Below are 18,745 nucleotides of genomic sequence, written 5' to 3'. Positions count from 1 at the left end.
AACACATGTCATTTCGGTATGCGAAAAAAATAGCAAAATATGTGCATGACTTATCTTGCTGATATAGATAGCCATTTATCTTCTACGTTCTATTGCATCACCGTAGTGCTTTATCTGAACCCATTACGCGCAACCAGCGGGTTAACCTCTTCCTCTGCCATCGGTTAAGCGGCACAAATAGGTCCTCCGGCAGAAAATCGACGCCGTCTGGCGTACAGTTAGTGACAGAACTCCAAGACGGTCCGCTCTGCGCGCACACTTCTTCCCGCCGGCGGGGCACTATTTTCCACTGCGTCGGGCGGGTGATGATGGCGAAGTCCTCTCCCGCCAGCCGGTCGTAGACGCCGCGAATGCACATCAACGCCTCCCCATATTGGTTAACGTGCTGCGAAGGCTGATAAAAGGCGCGCACCTGCAGGGCGTCGCGCTTGACAAAGGGGCCGCCCTGAGCGTTGACATAGCTTGCCCAGTCTCCGGCGTCTGCGGCTGAATGCGCGTCGGCAAACGCGACGCTCAGGCTCCCGGCCGCCGCGCGATTGTGCAGGCGGCGCAGCTCGCGCCAGACGGTGACCGGCGCGCCGCCGATAAACTGAAACTGGCGGATGCGCCAGCGGCTTGCCCAGGCGGTAGCGGCCGCCGAGGTCTCCTTCAGCGGCCTGCCGCTCTCGCGCTCGCGCTCGCCGTCGAGGGCGTAGCCGTCAATATTTTTGGCAATATATTTGGCAAGGTATCCGGTGGCGCTGCCTTTGCTGCTGTCCATGACCACGGAGTGAAAACGCGCCAGCTTCGCGCTTTCACTGCGCAGTTCGTGCGCGTCATCGGCCAGGGCGTAGTCGCGCACCGTCCGGCGAAACGCCTCAAGGTGCTCCGGGCGCAGAAAGATCAGCAGGTGCCAGTGCGGCGTGGCATCGTGATGCGGCTCCGCGACCCGAAGCCCGAAAATGCGGATATTCTCGCGGTGAAGGCGAGCGCGTATTTTTGCCCATAGCTGATTGAACCAACGCTGGGTGTTCTGGGGAGAGGCGCCGTTCCATGCCGGATTGGGGCATCCGCTGCTTAACGTGGCGTGCCAGGCCGCCGGCGCCGTGATCGTACAGAACTCCCCGGCGAAGCCCAGCTGCTGGCAGATATTTTCAAAACCGCGAATGCGCGTCATCAGCTCGCAGCGGCGAATGGCCGGATTCGCCGTCGAGGTGTCATATTTGTCGATCAGGCTGATGCGGTGCCCCTCTTCATCCTCAAGCTCCATGCTCTTGAGAAAATCGCGGGTGCGCCGTTTTTGCTCCCGCCACTCGCGCAGGCAGCCGCTGCTGGCGAAAGGATGCTCCCTGCGGCTGACGCAGCCAAAGGCGATAAGCAGGTGCTCTCGCCACTGCAGGGCGGTGCGCCGCAGCCGGCTGCGCCACCACGCCTTGCTGAACATGCGAATGACCGCCGGCCCCAGTTGCTTATGGTCGATATTTTTCTGACTGACGCGCTGCCAGCAGGGCGGCGTGACGTTAAACTGCTGGCAGATGGCGGCGGCGTGGAGATACCAGCGATACAGCGTGCTGCCGTCACACTCTCCAGCGACGTCGACGTTCGCCAGCTCGGCGCGGATAAAGTGTGCGATATCCTCCGCCAGCCGGTCAACGTCGGCCCGGTTCATGTCAGCCAGCCGGTTATAGCGGGACGTCATGCTGACCAGACGGGAGGCCAGAAACTGCAGAAAGTCAGTGTCGAAGTGGCCGCGGAATATCTGCTGCGTGACGGTGGGCGAGACGGCGGCAATCCGCCATTGCGCCATGACCTTTTCAGCGCGCGGGAGCCGGTGCGCGCCGACGTAGCGGATATACGCATTGGCGGCAGGCGCTCCCTCACGCGCTTCCAGCGCGTCGCTACGGCGGTGAATTTCCCGCTGCAGGCAGTCGGGAAGCAGCGCAATAGCGCGGCGGGCGGCGAGCAGGGCTACAATCTGCTGGTGGCGCTCCCGCTGCTGCCGATGGGTCAGCCCCGGGCTGCCGATAGCCCGGCGCGGGGCGTTCCACGGCCACGCAAAAGCCTGCGGGATCACGAGCCCCTCCGGAAGTGACGCTGCTGCTGTTCATAGCGCTGCTGGCAGGTTATGCAGAAGACGGCGCCGGGCACCGCCGCGCGCCGTGCGGCAGGGATCGGCGCGTCGCAGGCTTCGCAAAAGGCGCTGGACGGTGCAAAGACCTCACGTCGGGCGCGGCGAATATAGCGCTCTCTCTCTTCCAGTTCATACTGCTGGGCGCGATCCATATCATCGGCCATCAGTGCACCTCCGCGTCTGGGGTACGCATACGCTCTTCTTCCTGCAGCAGAAGCTCTGCCGCTTCTGTGCCGGTGAGTTCATAGCGGTGAATATGATCCGCAAGGGCCGAGAGCCGCGCGGTGAAGCGGCGGGCCAGCTTGACGCGCTCCGCGCAGCGGGTCTGGAAGATGAGTTGCGCGATCTTTTCATCGCTGTCGTCTAAAAAAGTCATTGGCTATCTCCTGAATTCAGTCAAAGCGCGGCCCGACGGGTTGACGTCAAAGGTCGTTGCTTAGGGGTTAACGTGGCAGGCTGAGGCGTCCCGGAAAGAGGCTGACCATGGCCCTGAACTGATTCATCGCGTGGATAAGCGCGGTACGCTCTGCCGTGGAGAGCGACTCCAGCGGCAGCGCGTGGCGGCCGGCGGGAATACCGGCAAGAAAGAGCAGCGCCGAGAGTGCCCGGACATTGCGGGAATACTCAGGATCGCGTCTGTTCTGCATTGCGGCGAAAAATGCGCGCAGCGCTTTCCCATCCTCGTCCCAGTACTGCGCCCGCAGTTTTGATATCTGGTCCAGGCCCCGGGTGCGCTGGCCTACGTTTAAGTGTCCCGCTGAAGGCGCTATTTGAACGGGCATAAATACCTCCTGCAATCGTTGTAGGTCGTTTCATTGTTCGTCGGTGTCTCCTCGCATAACTTGCATTTGAAAGCTTTTGCGGGGATTTACCGTTGATTTTGTCACTGGTATCACGCAATATCAGGCTATTAACCTGAGAAGATAATGCATCTACCCATACATAACGTATGTAAATAATGTAGATCGCATATGCGTTTGTGTAAATCGCTTTTTTGTTGTGTGGTGACTATGCCTGAAGAGAATTTAAATGCGCAAGAGATCGTGGAGCGGATAAGCTCCGCGTACGGTGTTTCCAGCCAGCGAGCGCTGGCAGAGGCGCTGGATGTTCCCGCCAACAACATCAGCTCATGGCTACAGCGCGACAGCATTCCCTACAAAGCCGTGGTGAAGTGTGCGCTGGATACCGATGCCGATCTGTACTGGCTGGTGAACGGAAAATTTGCAAATGCAAATAAGGAGAGTAGCGTCCAGCTGCAGGGTAAATCGCTGTATGAGGAGATCCTGGCGACCGGCGGCCGGCCGGTGCTTCGCCGGATCCTTGACGCTTACGGGTTCCGGATGCAGAAGGAGCTGGGCGATTTGCTTGATATCTCTTCCGGCACAATCAGTACCTGGGTAAGGCGCGAGTTCTTTCCGGGGGACGTGGTGGTGGCCTGTGCGCTGGACACCGGCGTATCGCTGCGCTGGCTGGCGACGGGGAAAGGCGAAATGTTTATGCAGCCGGCTCAGGGCGCTGCCGATGAAAGCGTACAGCGTATTGCCCGCTATCGCCTGGAATCCGGCGCGCTGAAGGAAGCGGGGCGCTGGGCGCTGGATGACTCTCTGGTGACGCAAAACGGCGCGGATTTAGTCTTTATTCAGGGGCTCAATACCGGCTGGCTGGTTGATACTTCTGCACAAACGCTCGGCAACGGGCGCTGGTTTATCAGCATTGACGGCTCACTGGATGTCTTTGATGTCGTTCGGCTGCCCGGCGGTAAAATTCACCTGACCAATACTGCCGCCGACTTTGAGTGCAGTATCAGTGACGTTGCCCCCTACGGTCTGGTGACGTTAACGCTTGAGAAGCATCTGTAAGCTGCGAGTCGGAGCCTCGCCAGATGGCTCCGACTGCAGCGGTACTGCGCTACTTCACCACCGGCGCTTTTCGCAAACTCAGCGCCTGCATAAACGTATCGTCCAGTCCGAGGTGCTGTTTCACCAGCTCCGGCGGCGTGCTGGCCAGCCACTGGTTGAGCGAGATATCCGCGTAGTAATCGCTCCTGAACAGCTCCAGAAAGCGCAGCGTCGTTTTGCCGGTATTCTCCACGTAGTGCCCCATGGCAAACGGCACGTAGCCGACGTCGCCGGCGCGGTAGTCAAAGGTTCTGGCCTGTCCAGAGGAGGCGAAAACGCCCATCCGGCCTTCGCCTTCGAGGTAGTACTGCCACTCGTCGTTGTTCGGATGCCAGTGCAGTTCGCGCAGGCCGCCGGGTTCGATCTCTACCAGCGCGGCTGCGATGGTTTTCGACACCGGAAAGACCGAAGAATCGGTAATTCTTACCGTGCCGCCGGGAGCCTTAATCGGATCCTGGGCCAGCATGCGGTGGGTGAAGCGAATTTTTGACTTCGCGGCGCCTTTGATGGCATCGCCATCGAGGCTACCCGGTACTTTGCCGGCGAAGATGTACTCATCCTGCGGGGAGGGGAGTTTTGCAAAGGTGGACACGGGGACCTGGAAGTTTTTGGCGAGAATGTCCGGCGGGATGTGCTTAAACCAGTCCGAGAGCAGGAAGGTGCTGTCCTCATCGAATCCGCCGCTGTCGAAGGCCAGCAGAAATTCGCAGCCGTCGGGGCCGAGGCCCTGGATAGAGTGCGGAATACCCGGCGGGAAGTACCACAGATCGCCGACGCCGATATCGTCCACGAACCAGCCGCCGTCGGTATCAAACGCCGTCACGCGCGCGTTGCCGTAGGTCATGTAGGCCCATTCGCCCTCTTTGTGCCAGTGCAGCTCGCGGATGCCGCCGGCGTTAAGGCGCATATCGACGCCGGCGATGGTGGTCGAGATACCCAGCTCGCGCTGGGTTACCTGCCGGGTCCAGCCGCCGCTGCCCTTGCGGACGTGGGCGTCGCTGAAGGAGAAGCGCAGGTTTGGCAGCGTGCCGCTGTCGGTAACGGGTGGATCGACGATATCCGGGTTCTCGGCCTCGCGAACGGGATCGTGCGGGCCGGGATCCCTGACGCTGGCGGGCCAGGACTTAACGCTGCTGTCGTGAGCGTGGACCTGACCGGCGGCCAGCGCCACCGTTCCTCCCGCCGTGAGGGCGATAAAATCTCTGCGTGATACTTTTTTCATGGCTGATCTCCCTGATGCATCATGGTGTCATTGCGTGATGTACTCGCTTTGTATATAGATGGCATCAGGAACAATCGGTTTACCGATTTGTAACACAAATATCCGATCTTAATTCAGCGTGTCTGGCGGTCAGTCGATGCTGCTGGAGGATTAATCGGTATTTGTTTAGCAAGCGTATAATTTCAACGATAAGGAAAAGGAAGATATAGCACAATTTGTTAAATAATATTGTTGGTTACGCGGTTTTTCGGCACATTACCTTTGACATAAATCATTACGTTTAGCGCCGCTAATGTGTCCCGACATCCTCTCGTTGCTAACACAAATGAGATAAATCCTTTACAATGACGCCCTTATTCGGAGGTGGGATGGTTCGGGCGTTTTTTCATCGCAATAGCACTCTACGATACGCGGCGCTGTTCGCGCTGTTTGCTATGGCGCTGATTATCGTCGCTCCTCTTATCTCGGTATCGCTACAAAAAGATCCGATGGCTGCGATGGGGCACGGGATGACCATGAGCGGCGGCCATCATGATATGAGCCATCGCGGCATGGACCATCACAATGCGGGCCATCCGGATATCATGCCCGCGGATCATGCAGAAGCCTGCGGCTACTGCGTGCTGTTTGCCCACGTTCCCGCCGTGCTCGTGGCGCTGGTGCTTTTCCTCTGCCTGCTGGTGCGGCGAATCCGGCTGCGGCTCCCGCCGCCGCCGCCGGTGCACTGGTTCTACTCCCCGCGGCTGCGCCCCGAAACCCGCGCGCCTCCACGCCGGCCCTGCTTTACCTGCTGAACAAATATCATGGCGCCACTGCGCCACGCTTCCGTTTTGCTTTTTAAAGGAAAAGTATGACCACCTGCACCCCGCGCGCGGCATGGGTAAACCTGCTGCGTCGCCTGCATTTTTCTATTGGCCTGTTTGTCGGCCCCTTTATCTTTATCGCTGCCCTGACGGGCGCGCTGTATGTCGCTACGCCCCAACTGGAGAATGTCCTCTGGCGCAGCGCGCTCACCGCCGACGTCGGCGGTGCGCCGCATTCGCTGGCGCAACAGATAGCGGTCGCGCAGGCGGCCGCTGGGGCGCATTCGGCTCTTTACGCCGTGCGGCCCGCGCCGGCGAAGGGCGAAACAACCCGGGTGATGTTCCGCGACGCGGCGCTCGGCGAGTCCGAAAGCCGGGCCATTTTTGTCGATCCGCAGACGCTTGCCGTGAAGGGCGATATGACCGTTTACGGCACCAGCGGCGCGCTGCCGCTGCGGATGTGGATAGATAAGCTCCATCGGGCTCTGCTGCTCGGCGACGCCGGACGTCTGTACAGCGAGCTTGCCGCCTCGTGGATGTGGGTCGCCGCCTGCGGCGGCATCGCACTGTGGTGGGTCACGCGCCCGAAGCGGCGGATCAACAATCGCCAGCAAAAAAATCGCCGCCTTCACGTTACGCTGGGCTGGCTGCTGCTGGCCGGGATGCTGCTGTTCTCGGCAACCGGCCTGACCTGGTCGCAGTGGGCCGGGGGCAATGTGGATAAGCTGCGGACATCGCTGAACTGGCTCACGCCGCAGGTCAATACCCGGCTGGACGGCGGGTCTGCCGCTGCCGATCCGCATGCGGAACATCGCGCCGGGCACCCCGGCATGCTGATGTCGTCTGCGGATCTGACCCGGTATGACGATGTATTACGCCTGGCCCGGCGCAGCGGGATCTCTGCGGCAAAGGTTGAGATCCGCCCTCCGAAAGGCGCCGGCTATGCCTGGACCGTCACGGAGGTGGACCGCCGCTGGCCGACGCGCGTCGATGCGGTCGCCATTGATGCGCAGCGTATGCAGGTGACGGACCGCACTCGCTTTGCCGATTTCCCGCTGATGGCGAAGCTCACCCGCTGGGGCATTGATTTCCACATGGGTGTGCTGTTTGGTCTTCCCAACCAGCTGCTTCTTATCGCTTTCGGCCTGGCGCTGTGCGCAATGATTGCGCTGGGCTACCGGCTGTGGTGGCTGCGTCGGCCCGCGGCGGCGGCGCAAAATCCGCTGCAGACGCTGACCCGGTGCTGGCTGGCGCTCCCCGCCGGGGGCCGCGCCGGAACGCTTGCCATCGCCGCGCTGCTGGGGATGGCGCTGCCGGTAATGGGCGTTAGCCTGCTGATCTTCTTGCTGGTCGATGTTCTGCGCTGGCGGCTGAATGCGGCGCAGTCCCGGGCCTGATCTGTGAAGATGACGGAGGCAAAGAAGCCTGCGTCCGGCTATTGTGTACTATTTTATTTACACTTAACGGCTAATAAAGTGCCTTAAAAATGGCTTATGTAAACTAAAATTTACGGATTATGGATTGAAATCTTTACTTCGTATGGTATCGTAAGCTCCATCCTCACCGAGGAACAAATTATCGCAAACGGCCATACAGGATCGCCATCATGCAAAAAGACGCGCTGAACAACGTACATATCGCTGACGAACATATCTTAATCACCCCTGAATCACTGAAGGCGGCGTTTCCGCTGACGGCGGCGCAGGAGGCGCAGATTGCCGAATCACGCAAAACCATCTCCGACATCATTGCCGGTCGCGATCCGCGCCTGCTGATAGTCTGCGGACCGTGCTCGATTCACGATCCTGAGGCGGCGATTGAGTACGCCCGCCGCTTTAAAGTTCTGGCAGAAGAGGTCAGCGATAGCCTCTATCTGGTCATGCGCGTCTATTTTGAAAAACCCCGCACCACCGTTGGCTGGAAGGGGCTGATTAACGATCCGCACATGGATGGCTCGTTTGATGTGGAGAGCGGTCTGAAAATTGCGCGCCGCCTGCTGGTCGATCTGGTGAGCATGGGGCTGCCGCTGGCAACCGAGGCGCTCGATCCCAACAGTCCGCAGTACCTTGGCGATCTGTTCAGCTGGTCGGCGATTGGCGCCCGCACCACCGAGTCCCAGACCCACCGCGAAATGGCCTCCGGCCTGTCGATGCCGGTTGGCTTTAAGAACGGCACCGACGGTAGCCTGGCGACAGCCATTAACGCCATGCGCGCCGCCGCGATGCCGCACCGCTTTGTCGGCATCAACCAGGCCGGCCAGGTCTGCCTGCTGCAAACTCACGGCAATCCGGACGGTCACGTGATCCTGCGCGGCGGTAAAGCCCCGAACTACAGCCCGGCAGACGTTGAGCAGTGTGAAAAAGAGATGGCCCAGGCGGGACTCCGGGCGTCGCTGATGATAGATTGCAGTCACGGTAATTCTAATAAAGACTACCGCCGTCAGCCCGCCGTCGCTGAATCCGCCGTTGCCCAGATTAAGGACGGCAACCGCTCGATTACCGGCCTGATGATCGAGAGCAATATTCACGAAGGCAACCAGTCTTCCGAGCAGCCGCGCAGCGCGATGAAGTACGGCGTATCGGTGACCGATGCCTGCATCAGCTGGGAGACTACCGAAGCGCTGCTGCGTGAAATTGATAAAGATCTGCGCGGCCATCTGACGGCGCGTCTGGGGTAAGAGGACGTTATGGTTGCTGAATTGACCGCCCTGCGCGATCAAATTGATGAAGTTGATAAGGCGCTGCTGGCCCTGCTGGCGCGCCGCCTTGAGCTGGTTGCCGATGTCGGCGAAGTAAAGAGCAAGTACGGTCTGCCTATCTATGTGCCCGAACGCGAGGCCTCAATGCTGGCCTCCCGCCGCCATGAGGCTGAAAAGCTGGGCGTGCCGCCGGATCTGATTGAGGACGTGCTGCGCCGGGTGATGCGCGAATCTTATTCCAGCGAAAACGACAAGGGCTTCAAAACCCTGTGCCCGCAGCTGCGCCCGGTGGTGATCGTCGGCGGCGGCGGCCAGATGGGGCGGTTGTTTGAGAAGATGCTGGCCCTCTCCGGCTATCAGGTGCGTATCCTGGAGAAAGAGGACTGGGACAGGGCGGAAGAGATTGTTGCCGGCGCCGGCATGGTGATCGTCAGCGTTCCTATCCACGTGACCGAGCAGATTATTGCCCGGCTGCCCGCGCTGCCGGACGACTGCATCCTGGTGGACCTGGCCTCGGTGAAAGCGGGTCCGCTGCAGGCGATGCTGGCGGCGCACAACGGTCCGGTGCTGGGGCTGCACCCGATGTTCGGCCCGGACAGCGGCAGCCTGGCGAAACAGGTGGTGGTGTACTGCGATGGCCGCCAGCCGGAGGCCTATCAGTGGTTCCTGGAGCAGATCCAGGTCTGGGGGGCGCGACTGCACCGCATCAGCGCCGTTGAGCACGACCAGAATATGGCCTTTATCCAGGCGCTGCGCCACTTTGCGACCTTCGCCTACGGCCTGCACCTGGCGGAAGAGAACGTTCAGCTTGAGCAACTGCTGGCGCTGTCGTCGCCGATTTATCGCCTGGAGCTGGCGATGGTCGGGCGGCTATTTGCCCAGGATCCGCAGCTGTACGCCGACATCATTATGTCTTCGCAGAGCAATCTTGCGCTGATCAAGCGCTACTACACGCGGTTTGGCGAGGCCATTGCGCTGCTGGAGCAGGGCGATAAGCAGGCGTTTATCGACAGCTTCCGCCGGGTTGAGCACTGGTTTGGCGACTACGCCCAGCGATTCCAGAGCGAAAGCCGGACCCTGCTGCGCCAGGCCAATGACAGCCGGCAGTAAACGGGCAGTAAAAAAGACGTTTCTACCCAAAATAATTCGAGTTGCAGGAAGGCGGCGACGCAGCGAATCTCCGGGAGCTTACTGAAGTAAGTGACCGGAGTGAGCGAGGAAAGCCAACGCGCCTGCAGCCCGAAGTATGAAAGGTATATACTCAAAAGCCAGCGGCATTCCCGCTGGCTTTGTTATAAGGAGAGGATAATGACGCAACCAACGCCGCTGTTTGACTATACCGGCCATCTTCCCGAATGCCCGATCTGGAGCGGCGAGGAGCAGGCGCTCTACTGGACGGACATTCTGCAGCGCGAAATCCATCGCTACAATATCGCCAGCGGCGGGCACCGCGTGGTGTCGTTTCCCGAAGAGGTCGGCTGCTTCGCGCTGCGCCAGGGCGGCGGATTTATCGTCGCCATGCGCAGCGCCATCTGGCTGGCCGACGCCGACGGCACGCTAAGGCAGAAGGTGTGCGATAACCCGAGCAACCCGCAGCTGGCCCGCTTTAACGATGGCGGTACCGATCGCGACGGGCGCTTCTATGCGGGCACCTTCTGGGCGCCGGGCGACTATAACGGCGCGCTGCTGGTGCGTGTAGACAACCGGCTGAAGGTCAGCGTTATCCAGTGCGATATTCACGGCGCCAATGGCCTGGCGTTCAGCGCCGATAAAAAGTGGATGTACACCTCCGATACGCCGAATGCCGTTATCTACCGCACGCCGCTGGGCGCAAACGGCGAGCCGGGCGCACGGCAGGTCTTCCGCCGCTTTGGCCCGGGTGAAGGTATTCCCGACGGCGCCGCCGTGGATGAAGAGGGCTGCTACTGGAGCGCGCTGTACGACGGCTGGCGCGTCGCGCGCTTCTCCCCTGAGGGCGAGCAGCTGGCGGAGATCCGCCTGCCGGTGCGCTGTCCGACCATGGTTTGCTTCGGCGGCGCGGAGCGCAAAACGCTCTATATCACCACCACGCGGGAAAATATGAGCGCGGAAGAGGTGGCGGAATACCCGCTCTCCGGCGCTATCTTCACCCTGCCCGTTACCGTCGCGGGGATGAAGACGCTGCCGTTTATTGCAGATTAGGCCGGATCGACGGGCACCACGTTTTCTCCCGGATAGCAGCCCAGCACTTTCATGGAGCGGGTGATGTCGCCCAGCTCCTTCAGCGCCTTACGCATTTCGTCTGACGCCAGATTGGCCTGAATATCGAGATAGAACATCTCCTCCCACGGATTGCCGTGAATTGGCCTCGATTCCAGCTTGGTCATCATCAGCTTATGGTTGCGCAGCACCAGCAGGGCCTCAACCAGCGCGCCCGGCTGCTGGCCGGTGGCGATCAGCAGCGTGGTTTTCGCCGGCACCTGGTCAGAGACATCAATTGCCTTGCGCGCCAGGACGATAAAGCGGGTAATGTTCTGCGACTGGTTGGCCAGCGCGTGCTCAAGCACTTGCAGACCGTACAGCGCGCCGCCCGCTTCGCTGCCCAGCGCGGCGACGCCGGGTGAGCTGGCCTGGGCCACTTTTTCCATGGCCGCAGAGGTGCTCTCGGTATACTCAATCTTCCAGTGCGGATAGCGGCTCAGGAACTGCGAGCACTGCTGGAACGGCTGCGGATGGCTGTAGACGGTGTGGATCGCGTCGAGCGTCGTCGAGCCGGAGACCAGCACGCAGTGGTCGATGGGGACCGTCATCTCGCCGACGATGGACAGGCTGGTGTGCTGCAGCAGGTCGTACACGTCGTTGATGCCGCCGGAGCTGGTATTTTCAATCGGCACCACGGCGTAGTCGGCCTGGCCGGTTTCGACCTGGTTGAAGATATCGGCAAATCTGGCGCAGCCGCTCTCGATAAACTGCTCGAAGTGGCGGGCCGCATACTGGCGCGCGGCCAGATGGGAGTAGGAGCCCTTCGGCCCGAGAAAGGCGACGCGCGCGGAGCGGGGATTGATTTTGTTGAGATGCTGCTGCAGCAGGGCCTGCTGGGTCAGGACGGAGTCTTCAATAATCAGCTGGAAGAGGCGGGTGATGTAGTGGGCGTCCAGGTGATGCGATTTACCCAGGGCGATCAGCCTTTCCAGCAGATCCCGCTCCCGGTCGATATCGCGCACCGGCTTGTGCGAGAGCAGCTTGGCTTTTCCCACTTCAACGGCCAGGCCGCGGCGCTCGGCCAGCAGGGTGAGCAGCTGTTCATCCAGAGCGCTGATTTTATCGCGCAGCGCCAGTAAAGGGTTTTCCGCAGTCATAGTGTCGCCTTTTCGTTATTCATAAAAAAGGCCCCCCGGTTCGGGAGGCCTTATTGTTCGTCTTCGCATTCTTTATCACATGACGAATCGCCTCCCATCAGGGGAAGGTAAAAAAGAATGCGAAGAAGAACGGAACAGTTTTCATCAAAATTTCCTTAACGTGAGGCAGTTAAAGTAACCGCACTGTTTTCATGCTGTCAACCGTAAATAGCGGCGGGCACAAAAAACGCGCCCGCAGGCGCGTTGGATAAACACAGATGTTAAGGATTACTCTTGTTCAACCTGTTCAACGAAGCTAGCGTCTTTCACCGATGCATTGGCGCGACGCGCTTCACCTTTGTGTTGCACTTTATTGAGCTGCCTTTCCAGCTTGTTGATCAATTCGTTAATGGCAGTGTACATATCATCGTGGCGGGCGCTGGCAACCAGGTGGCCGTTCGGCGTATTGATGGTTGCGTCGGCGACAAAACCCTGCGGCTCTTTGGAGAGAACGATGTGTGGGTTTATCAGATGGGTTTGCCATTTATCAAGTTTGGCGAGACGGTCTGCGACATGCTGGCGAATGGCCGGGGTAATTTCCATTTGTTTGCTGGTAATGTTCATTGTCATAAATTTTACCTCTTGTCTTTCCGTCTTGGTGAATCCAGCATAACGTTCCTGATGTCAATTTGTGTGATTAAGATCACGTTATTTTGTCACTTTTTGTCAACGAAATTGTTTTGTGAGTAAAGGCAGGAATGGGGCATTTAGTGCTTGAGGAAGTCGGAAAAGCGGGCCATAGTTGAAAGGATTTATCGGCGGTAAATCGCTTCAGCAATATCCGCCATCGGATAAAAAAACGGCAGCCCGCGGGCTGCCGTTTTGCTGAAGGGGCTAACGATCAGCCGCTGGTCTTGCTGCTGTTCGCCGCGATAATCTTCGCCACTTTTTCCGCCTGGGCGTTCATCTGCATCTTGCGATAGGCATTTTCCATCTTCGGCAGCGCATCGCGGGTCGCCTGCGTGTCCGGATAGTTGCGCAGCATACCGTCCACGCGGTTAACGACGGCTACCCACGCGCCGCGCGCGGTGTAGTAGTTCACGACCGCCAGCTCATACTTCGCCAGCCTGTCTTTGAGGAACACCATGCGCTTGTAAGCGTCAGAAGCGTACTGGCTCTGCGGATAGCCGCGCACCAGCTTGGAGAAGTCGTTGAACGCATCGCGGGCGTGCTGCGGATCGCGGTCGGAGCGATCGACGCCGAAGAAGCCCTGCAGCGCGCTGTCGTCCAGCGCCATGTCGGTCAGGCCGCGCATATAGAGGACGTAATCAATGTTCGGATGCGTTGGGTTAAGGCGCATAAAGCGATCGATGGCCGCCTGAGCAAGCGGAAGATCGGCATTCTTGTAATACGCATAAATCAGGTCCAGCTGCACCTGCTGAGAATAGGGACCGAAAGGATAGCGGTTATCCAGCGCTTCCAGTTGCGTTATTGCCTGTTTCCAGTTACCGTCCTGCAACTTTTGTTGAGCGGTCGCGTAGATTTCGTTCGGCGGGTTGTCAGGTACCGTTTCCTTTGAACCAGAGCAACCCGCCAAAGCCAGGCTCAGTGTGGCGAGCGCCACCAGGTATTTCATGCGCGTCATGACGTTTTGACTATCCTCAGAATGTTTATGCGGGAGATTTATCGTTCCTGCTCCCGATCAAGACCAGCTACAATAGCACACTATATTAAACGGCAAAGCCGTAAAACCCAACGTTAAACGAAGAAGCTTCCTATGGTACAACGAGTACAACTCACCGCAACAGTATCCGAAAAACAACTGGGTCAACGCTTAGATCAGGCTTTGGCCGAAATGTTCCCGGATTATTCACGTTCGCGTATAAAAGAGTGGATCCTCGACCAGCGCGTGCTGGTAAACGGCGTGATGATTGATAAGCCGAAAGAGAAAGTGCTGGGCGGTGAAAGCGTTATTATCAACGCAGAAATTGAAGAAGAAGCGCGCTTTGAACCGCAGGATATTCCGCTGAATATCGTCTATGAAGATGACGACATTATCGTTATCAATAAGCCGCGCGACCTGGTGGTCCACCCCGGCGCCGGCAATCCCGATGGCACCATCCTCAATGCGCTGCTCCACTATTATCCGCCGATCGCCGATGTGCCGCGCGCGGGGATCGTCCATCGCCTGGATAAAGACACCACCGGACTGATGGTGGTCGCCAAAACTGTGCCGGCGCAGACCCGGCTGGTGGAGTCGCTGCAGCTTCGGGAGATCACCCGCGAATATGAGGCGGTGGCCATTGGCCACATGACCGCAGGTGGTACGGTAGAAGAGCCTATCAGCCGCCACCCCACCAAGCGTACCCATATGGCGGTCCATCCGATGGGCAAACCGGCGGTGACCCACTACCGCATTATGGAGCACTTCCGCATCCATACCCGCCTGCGCCTGCGCCTGGAGACCGGACGCACGCACCAGATCCGCGTGCACATGTCCCATATCACCCACCCGCTGGTGGGCGATCAGCTCTACGGCGGCCGCCCGCGCCCGCCGAAAAACGCTTCGGATGATTTTATTGCTGCGCTGCGCAAGTTCGATCGCCAGGCGCTGCATGCGACTATGCTGCGTCTCTACCATCCGATTAGCGGAATTCTGATGGAATGGAACGCGCCGATCCCGCAGGATATGGTCGATCTGATTGCCGCGATGCGCGACGATTTTGAAGAACATAAGGACGATGTCAGCTGGCTATGACCAAAATCATTATTCCCGACTGGCCGCTGCCCCAGGGCGTTGGCGCCTGTAGCTCAACGCGGGTTGGCGGCGTCAGCGCCGCGCCCTACGACGCCCTGAATCTGGGCGCCCACTGCGGCGACAATCCTGAGCACGTTGAAGAGAACCGCCGCCGTTTCTTCGCGGCGGCCGGGCTTCCTTCGCGTCCGGTGTGGCTGGAGCAGGTGCACGGCGTGAATGTGCTCCGGCTGACCGGCGGGGAGTATGCTTCTAAGCGTGCGGATGCTTCGTACAGCGATATTCCCGGTCAGGTATGTGCGGTAATGACCGCCGACTGCCTGCCGGTGCTGTTCTGCAATCTGGCCGGAACCGAGGTCGCAGCGGCCCACGCCGGCTGGCGCGGGCTGTGCGCAGGCGTGCTCGAAGAGACCGTCGCCTGCTTTCGCGATAAGCCGGACAATATTCTCGCCTGGCTCGGTCCGGCAATTGGTCCGCAGGCCTTCGAAGTAGGCCCGGAAGTGCGTGACGCTTTCATGGCCAGGGATGTTGCGGCAGACAGCGCTTTTCGTCCGGTGGGCGAGAAGTACTATACTGACATTTATCAGCTCGCTCGCCAGCGCCTGGCCCGGCTTGGCATTACCCGCGTCTACGGCGGCGATCGCTGTACCCTCAGCGAAAAGGGTGATTTTTTCTCTTATCGTCGGGATCGTACTACAGGTCGTATGGCAAGTTTTATTTGGCTGCGATAACCTAAAGAATCAAGACGATCCAGATGGCAGAATTATTTTTCGCATAGTCCAGGTCTTTAACCTTGAATAATTGAGGGATGACCTCATTTAATCTCCAGTAGCAAATTTGACCTGTTTATGGGAGGAGTTATGCGTCTGGATCGTCTTACAAATAAATTCCAGCTTGCTCTCGCCGATGCCCAGTCCCTCGCACTGGGCCACGACAACCAATTCATCGAACCTCTTCACCTCATGAGTGCGCTTCTGAATCAGGAAGGCGGTTCGGTACGTCCTTTATTAACCTCAGCCGGCGTCAATGCCGGGCAGCTGCGCACGGCCATTGAGCAGGCGCTGAGCCGCCTGCCGCAGGTTGAGGGCACCGGGGGCGACGTTCAGCCGTCGCAGGATCTGGTGCGCGTGCTTAACCTTTGCGACAAGCTGGCGCAAAAGCGCGGGGACAACTTTATTTCGTCAGAGCTGTTCGTTCTGGCGGCGCTTGAGTCACGCGGTACGCTGACCGATCTGCTGAAATCAGCGGGGGCAACGACGGCAAACGTGACGCAGGCGATTGAACAGATGCGCGGAGGTGACAGCGTGAACGACCAGGGGGCTGAAGATCAGCGTCAGGCACTGAAAAAATTTACCGTGGACCTTACCGAGCGCGCCGAACAGGGCAAACTCGATCCGGTGATCGGCCGTGATGAAGAGATCCGCCGCACCATTCAGGTTCTGCAGCGCCGTACCAAAAATAACCCGGTGCTGATCGGTGAGCCGGGCGTCGGTAAAACCGCCATTGTTGAAGGCCTGGCCCAGCGCATCGTCAACGGCGAAGTGCCGGAAGGGCTGAAGGGCCGCCGGGTGCTGGCGCTGGATATGGGGGCGCTGGTGGCCGGGGCGAAGTACCGCGGCGAGTTTGAAGAGCGCCTGAAAGGCGTGTTGAATGACCTCTCTAAGCAGGAAGGCAACGTTATCCTGTTTATCGACGAGCTGCACACCATGGTGGGCGCGGGTAAAGCCGACGGCGCGATGGATGCAGGCAACATGCTGAAACCGGCGCTGGCGCGCGGGGAGCTGCACTGCGTCGGCGCAACCACGCTTGATGAATATCGTCAGTATATCGAGAAGGATGCCGCTCTTGAGCGTCGCTTCCAGAAAGTGTTCGTTGCCGAACCTTCCGTCGAGGATACCATCGCTATCCTGCGCGGGCTGAAAGAGCGCTATGAGCTGCATCACCACGTGCAGATCACCGACCCGGCTATCGTGGCGGCGGCAACCCTGTCCCATCGCTATATCGCCGACAGGCAACTGCCGGACAAAGCCATCGACCTCATCGACGAAGCGGCGTCCAGCATCCGCATGCAGATTGACTCCAAGCCGGAAGAGCTCGATCGCCTCGACCGCCGCATTATCCAGCTCAAGCTGGAGCAGCAGGCGCTGATGAAAGAGTCCGATGAGGCGAGCATTAAGCGTCTGGAGATGCTTAACGAAGAGCTTGAGGACAAAGAGCGCCAGTACTCTGAATTAGAAGAGGAGTGGAAGGCGGAGAAAGCCTCGCTGTCCGGAACGCAGACCATCAAGGCTGAACTGGAGCAGGCGAAAATCGCCATCGAACAGGCGCGTCGCGTCGGCGACCTGGCGCGGATGTCCGAGCTGCAGTACGGCAAAATTCCCGAGCTGGAGAGACAGCTGGAGTCCGCGACGCAGTCAGAAGGTAAAACCATGCGCCTGCTGCGCAACCGCGTAACCGATGTCGAGATCGCCGAGGTGCTGGCGCGCTGGACCGGGATCCCGGTCGCCCGGATGATGGAGGGCGAGCGCGATAAGCTGCTGCGCATGGAACAGCAGCTGCATCAGCGGGTGATTGGTCAGGATGAGGCCGTCGAGGCCGTGTCCAACGCTATCCGCCGCAGCCGCGCGGGCCTGGCCGATCCGAACCGGCCTATCGGTTCGTTCCTGTTCCTCGGTCCGACCGGGGTAGGTAAAACCGAACTGTGCAAAGCGCTGGCCGACTTTATGTTCGACAGCGATGATGCGATGGTGCGTATCGACATGTCTGAGTTCATGGAGAAACACTCTGTCTCCAGGCTGGTGGGCGCGCCTCCGGGATACGTCGGCTATGAAGAGGGCGGCTATCTGACGGAAGCCGTGCGTCGTCGTCCTTATTCGGTCATCCTGCTGGATGAAGTTGAAAAGGCGCATCCGGACGTGTTTAACATTCTGCTGCAGGTGCTCGACGATGGCCGCCTGACGGACGGACAGGGGAGAACGGTCGATTTCCGTAATACGGTAGTGATCATGACCTCGAACCTCGGTTCCGACCTGATTCAGGAGCGCTTTGGCGAACTGGACTACGGTCATATGAAAGATCTGGTGCTCGGCGTCGTCAGCCAGAGCTTCCGGCCCGAGTTCATTAACCGTATTGATGAAGTGGTGGTGTTCCATCCGCTGGGTGAAAAACACATTGCCTCGATTGCCGGCATTCAGCTGCAGCGTCTGTACAAGCGTCTGGAAGAGCGCGGCTACGCGGTTCAGATTGACGACGACGCGCTGAAGATGCTGAGCAAGAACGGCTACGATCCGGTTTACGGTGCTCGTCCGCTGAAGCGTGCTATCCAGCAGCAGATTGAAAACCCGCTGGCGCAGCAGATCCTTTCCGGTGAACTGGTACCGGGAAGAACGATTCATCTGACGGTTAAAGACGATCGTATCGTTGCCACGCAGTAATACGTAATCAGTGTAGAAACGGGCCGAAAGGCCCGTTTTTGTATAAAAACCAGGCTAAATTTGATGTTCTGACGCTGCTTTGCTGCAAAACTGAACGCTTGGCATTTTTTTTGAAATTTATCCTTGCCAGTTCAGAATTACTCCCTATAATGCGCCACCACTGACACGGAACAACGGCAAACAAGCCGCCGGGTTGAAAGAGAAAGCCCTGAAAAAAGGGTTGACTCTGAAAGAGGAAAGCGTAATATACGCCACCTCGCGACAGAGCGCTAAAGCGCGTCGCAACTGCTCTTTAACAATTTATCAGACAATCTGTGTGGGCACTCAAAGTGACATGGATTCTTAACGTCGCAAGACGAAAAATGAATACCAAGTCTCAAAGAGTGAACACGTAATTCATTACGAAAGTTTAATTCTAAGAGCATCAAACTTAAATTGAAGAGTTTGATCATGGCTCAGATTGAACGCTGGCGGCAGGCCTAACACATGCAAGTCGAACGGTAGCAGG

The 18,745-nt window shown here is 58.8% G+C and carries 18 protein-coding genes, 1 rRNA gene and 1 other annotated feature; of the genes, 10 read left to right on the top strand and 9 right to left on the bottom strand.

Annotation, left to right across the window (positions count from 1 at the left end; genetic code table 11):
* Nucleotides 1-97: 97 nt before the first annotated feature.
* The 4 genes from ENGE1_RS25075 to ENGE1_RS25060 all read right to left on the bottom strand — a co-directional run bounded on the left by ENGE1_RS25075 (nucleotide 98) and on the right by ENGE1_RS25060 (nucleotide 2,892).
* Nucleotides 98-2,053, bottom strand: a complete 1,956-nt coding sequence (locus ENGE1_RS25075) for a replication endonuclease (protein WP_053075570.1) — start codon at nucleotides 2,051-2,053, stop codon at nucleotides 98-100.
* Entirely contained in the window at nucleotides 2,050-2,274 is a 225-nt protein-coding gene (locus ENGE1_RS25070) for a TraR/DksA C4-type zinc finger protein (RefSeq protein ID WP_048253275.1), read from the bottom strand. The genes ENGE1_RS25075 and ENGE1_RS25070 overlap by 4 nt, the downstream gene beginning before the upstream one ends.
* Nucleotides 2,274-2,486, bottom strand: coding sequence for a DUF2732 family protein (locus tag ENGE1_RS25065; RefSeq protein ID WP_043082460.1), 213 nt, complete (start codon nucleotides 2,484-2,486; stop codon nucleotides 2,274-2,276). Before ENGE1_RS25065 ends, ENGE1_RS25070 begins: the two co-directional genes overlap by 1 nt.
* Nucleotides 2,487-2,553: 67 nt before the next feature.
* Nucleotides 2,554-2,892, bottom strand: coding sequence for a DUF5347 family protein (locus ENGE1_RS25060; protein WP_048253274.1), 339 nt, complete (start codon nucleotides 2,890-2,892; stop codon nucleotides 2,554-2,556).
* A gap of 228 nt (nucleotides 2,893-3,120) precedes the next feature.
* On the opposite strand from ENGE1_RS25060, the gene ENGE1_RS25055 reads away from it, so the two are divergent.
* On the top strand, nucleotides 3,121-3,969 hold the full coding sequence (locus ENGE1_RS25055; RefSeq protein WP_043082462.1) for a phage repressor protein CI: 849 nt from the start codon (nucleotides 3,121-3,123) through the stop codon (nucleotides 3,967-3,969).
* Nucleotides 3,970-4,018: 49 nt separating this feature from the next.
* Here ENGE1_RS25055 and ENGE1_RS25050 read toward each other — a convergent pair whose 3' ends face one another.
* Complete coding sequence (locus tag ENGE1_RS25050) at nucleotides 4,019-5,230, bottom strand: oxalate decarboxylase family bicupin (RefSeq protein ID WP_048253273.1); 1,212 nt, start codon at nucleotides 5,228-5,230, stop codon at nucleotides 4,019-4,021.
* Nucleotides 5,231-5,598: 368 nt separating this feature from the next.
* Here ENGE1_RS25050 and ENGE1_RS25045 point away from each other — a divergent pair, with 368 nt between their 5' ends.
* The 5 genes from ENGE1_RS25045 to ENGE1_RS25025 all read left to right on the top strand — a co-directional run bounded on the left by ENGE1_RS25045 (nucleotide 5,599) and on the right by ENGE1_RS25025 (nucleotide 10,912).
* Nucleotides 5,599-6,024 (top strand): DUF2946 domain-containing protein, encoded by a 426-nt coding sequence (locus ENGE1_RS25045; protein WP_048253272.1) that lies wholly within the window; start codon nucleotides 5,599-5,601, stop codon nucleotides 6,022-6,024.
* 56 nt (nucleotides 6,025-6,080) lie between these two features.
* On the top strand, nucleotides 6,081-7,430 hold the full coding sequence (locus tag ENGE1_RS25040; protein WP_048253271.1) for a PepSY-associated TM helix domain-containing protein: 1,350 nt from the start codon (nucleotides 6,081-6,083) through the stop codon (nucleotides 7,428-7,430).
* A gap of 209 nt (nucleotides 7,431-7,639) precedes the next feature.
* Complete coding sequence (aroF, locus tag ENGE1_RS25035; RefSeq protein WP_043082466.1) at nucleotides 7,640-8,710, top strand: 3-deoxy-7-phosphoheptulonate synthase AroF; 1,071 nt, start codon at nucleotides 7,640-7,642, stop codon at nucleotides 8,708-8,710.
* 9 nt (nucleotides 8,711-8,719) lie between these two features.
* A complete protein-coding gene (gene tyrA / locus ENGE1_RS25030) occupies nucleotides 8,720-9,841 on the top strand; it encodes a bifunctional chorismate mutase/prephenate dehydrogenase (RefSeq protein WP_043082467.1) in 1,122 nt (373 codons plus the stop codon).
* Nucleotides 9,842-10,039: 198 nt separating this feature from the next.
* Nucleotides 10,040-10,912: an SMP-30/gluconolactonase/LRE family protein gene (locus ENGE1_RS25025; RefSeq protein WP_048253270.1), complete on the top strand. Its 873-nt coding sequence runs from the start codon at nucleotides 10,040-10,042 to the stop codon at nucleotides 10,910-10,912.
* Here ENGE1_RS25025 and pheA read toward each other — a convergent pair.
* The 4 genes from pheA to bamD form a co-directional block, all read right to left on the bottom strand.
* A complete protein-coding gene (pheA, locus tag ENGE1_RS25020) occupies nucleotides 10,909-12,069 on the bottom strand; it encodes a bifunctional chorismate mutase/prephenate dehydratase (protein WP_048253269.1) in 1,161 nt (386 codons plus the stop codon). The two genes, ENGE1_RS25025 and pheA, sit on opposite strands and share 4 nt — an antisense overlap.
* 21 nt (nucleotides 12,070-12,090) lie before the next feature.
* Nucleotides 12,091-12,215, bottom strand: a sequence feature (Phe leader region).
* Nucleotides 12,167-12,214, bottom strand: a complete 48-nt coding sequence (pheL, locus tag ENGE1_RS28725; RefSeq protein ID WP_106913046.1) for a pheA operon leader peptide PheL — start codon at nucleotides 12,212-12,214, stop codon at nucleotides 12,167-12,169. Its footprint overlaps the feature before it by 48 nt.
* Nucleotides 12,216-12,336: 121 nt before the next feature.
* Nucleotides 12,337-12,678 carry a ribosome-associated translation inhibitor RaiA gene (gene raiA, locus ENGE1_RS25015; RefSeq protein ID WP_043082470.1) on the bottom strand — a complete coding sequence of 114 codons (342 nt, stop codon included), beginning with the start codon at nucleotides 12,676-12,678 and terminating at the stop codon, nucleotides 12,337-12,339.
* Nucleotides 12,679-12,949: 271 nt separating this feature from the next.
* A complete protein-coding gene (gene bamD, locus ENGE1_RS25010) occupies nucleotides 12,950-13,693 on the bottom strand; it encodes an outer membrane protein assembly factor BamD (RefSeq protein WP_043082471.1) in 744 nt (247 codons plus the stop codon).
* Between the two features lie 132 nt (nucleotides 13,694-13,825).
* Here bamD and rluD point away from each other — a divergent pair, with 132 nt between their 5' ends.
* From rluD to ENGE1_RS24990, 4 genes are all read left to right on the top strand, one after another.
* Complete coding sequence (rluD, locus tag ENGE1_RS25005; RefSeq protein ID WP_043082472.1) at nucleotides 13,826-14,806, top strand: 23S rRNA pseudouridine(1911/1915/1917) synthase RluD; 981 nt, start codon at nucleotides 13,826-13,828, stop codon at nucleotides 14,804-14,806.
* Nucleotides 14,803-15,534, top strand: a complete 732-nt coding sequence (gene yfiH / locus ENGE1_RS25000) for a purine nucleoside phosphorylase YfiH (protein WP_048253268.1) — start codon at nucleotides 14,803-14,805, stop codon at nucleotides 15,532-15,534. Before rluD ends, yfiH begins: the two co-directional genes overlap by 4 nt.
* 129 nt (nucleotides 15,535-15,663) lie before the next feature.
* Nucleotides 15,664-18,237 (top strand): ATP-dependent chaperone ClpB, encoded by a 2,574-nt coding sequence (clpB, locus tag ENGE1_RS24995; protein WP_043082474.1) that lies wholly within the window; start codon nucleotides 15,664-15,666, stop codon nucleotides 18,235-18,237.
* Between the two features lie 432 nt (nucleotides 18,238-18,669).
* Nucleotides 18,670-18,745: ribosomal RNA gene (locus ENGE1_RS24990) — 16S ribosomal RNA — on the top strand; the annotation flags it as partial.

The sequence above is a fragment of the Pluralibacter gergoviae ATCC 33028 = NBRC 105706 genome, assembly GCF_001598855.1.
In the GTDB taxonomy this organism is placed as follows: domain Bacteria; phylum Pseudomonadota; class Gammaproteobacteria; order Enterobacterales; family Enterobacteriaceae; genus Pluralibacter; species Pluralibacter gergoviae.
The sequence above is the reverse complement of the archived record's forward strand: the minus strand, read 5'-3'. Positions and strand labels throughout refer to the sequence as shown.

Bases quoted from the DNA above. Each gene is read 5' to 3' on its own strand.
- ENGE1_RS25070 (WP_048253275.1), bottom strand. From the start codon at position 2,274: ATGGCCGATGATATGGATCGCGCCCAGCAGTATGAACTGGAAGAGAGA.
- ENGE1_RS25065 (WP_043082460.1), bottom strand. From the start codon at position 2,486: ATGACTTTTTTAGACGACAGCGATGAAAAGATCGCGCAACTCATCTTC.
- ENGE1_RS25060 (WP_048253274.1), bottom strand. From the start codon at position 2,892: ATGCCCGTTCAAATAGCGCCTTCAGCGGGACACTTAAACGTAGGCCAG.
- ENGE1_RS25055 (WP_043082462.1), top strand. From the start codon at position 3,121: ATGCCTGAAGAGAATTTAAATGCGCAAGAGATCGTGGAGCGGATAAGC.
- ENGE1_RS25050 (WP_048253273.1), bottom strand. From the start codon at position 5,230: ATGAAAAAAGTATCACGCAGAGATTTTATCGCCCTCACGGCGGGAGGA.
- ENGE1_RS25045 (WP_048253272.1), top strand. From the start codon at position 5,599: ATGGTTCGGGCGTTTTTTCATCGCAATAGCACTCTACGATACGCGGCG.
- ENGE1_RS25040 (WP_048253271.1), top strand. From the start codon at position 6,081: ATGACCACCTGCACCCCGCGCGCGGCATGGGTAAACCTGCTGCGTCGC.
- aroF (WP_043082466.1), top strand. From the start codon at position 7,640: ATGCAAAAAGACGCGCTGAACAACGTACATATCGCTGACGAACATATC.
- tyrA (WP_043082467.1), top strand. From the start codon at position 8,720: ATGGTTGCTGAATTGACCGCCCTGCGCGATCAAATTGATGAAGTTGAT.
- ENGE1_RS25025 (WP_048253270.1), top strand. From the start codon at position 10,040: ATGACGCAACCAACGCCGCTGTTTGACTATACCGGCCATCTTCCCGAA.
- pheA (WP_048253269.1), bottom strand. From the start codon at position 12,069: ATGACTGCGGAAAACCCTTTACTGGCGCTGCGCGATAAAATCAGCGCT.
- raiA (WP_043082470.1), bottom strand. From the start codon at position 12,678: ATGACAATGAACATTACCAGCAAACAAATGGAAATTACCCCGGCCATT.
- bamD (WP_043082471.1), bottom strand. From the start codon at position 13,693: ATGACGCGCATGAAATACCTGGTGGCGCTCGCCACACTGAGCCTGGCT.
- rluD (WP_043082472.1), top strand. From the start codon at position 13,826: ATGGTACAACGAGTACAACTCACCGCAACAGTATCCGAAAAACAACTG.
- yfiH (WP_048253268.1), top strand. From the start codon at position 14,803: ATGACCAAAATCATTATTCCCGACTGGCCGCTGCCCCAGGGCGTTGGC.
- clpB (WP_043082474.1), top strand. From the start codon at position 15,664: ATGCGTCTGGATCGTCTTACAAATAAATTCCAGCTTGCTCTCGCCGAT.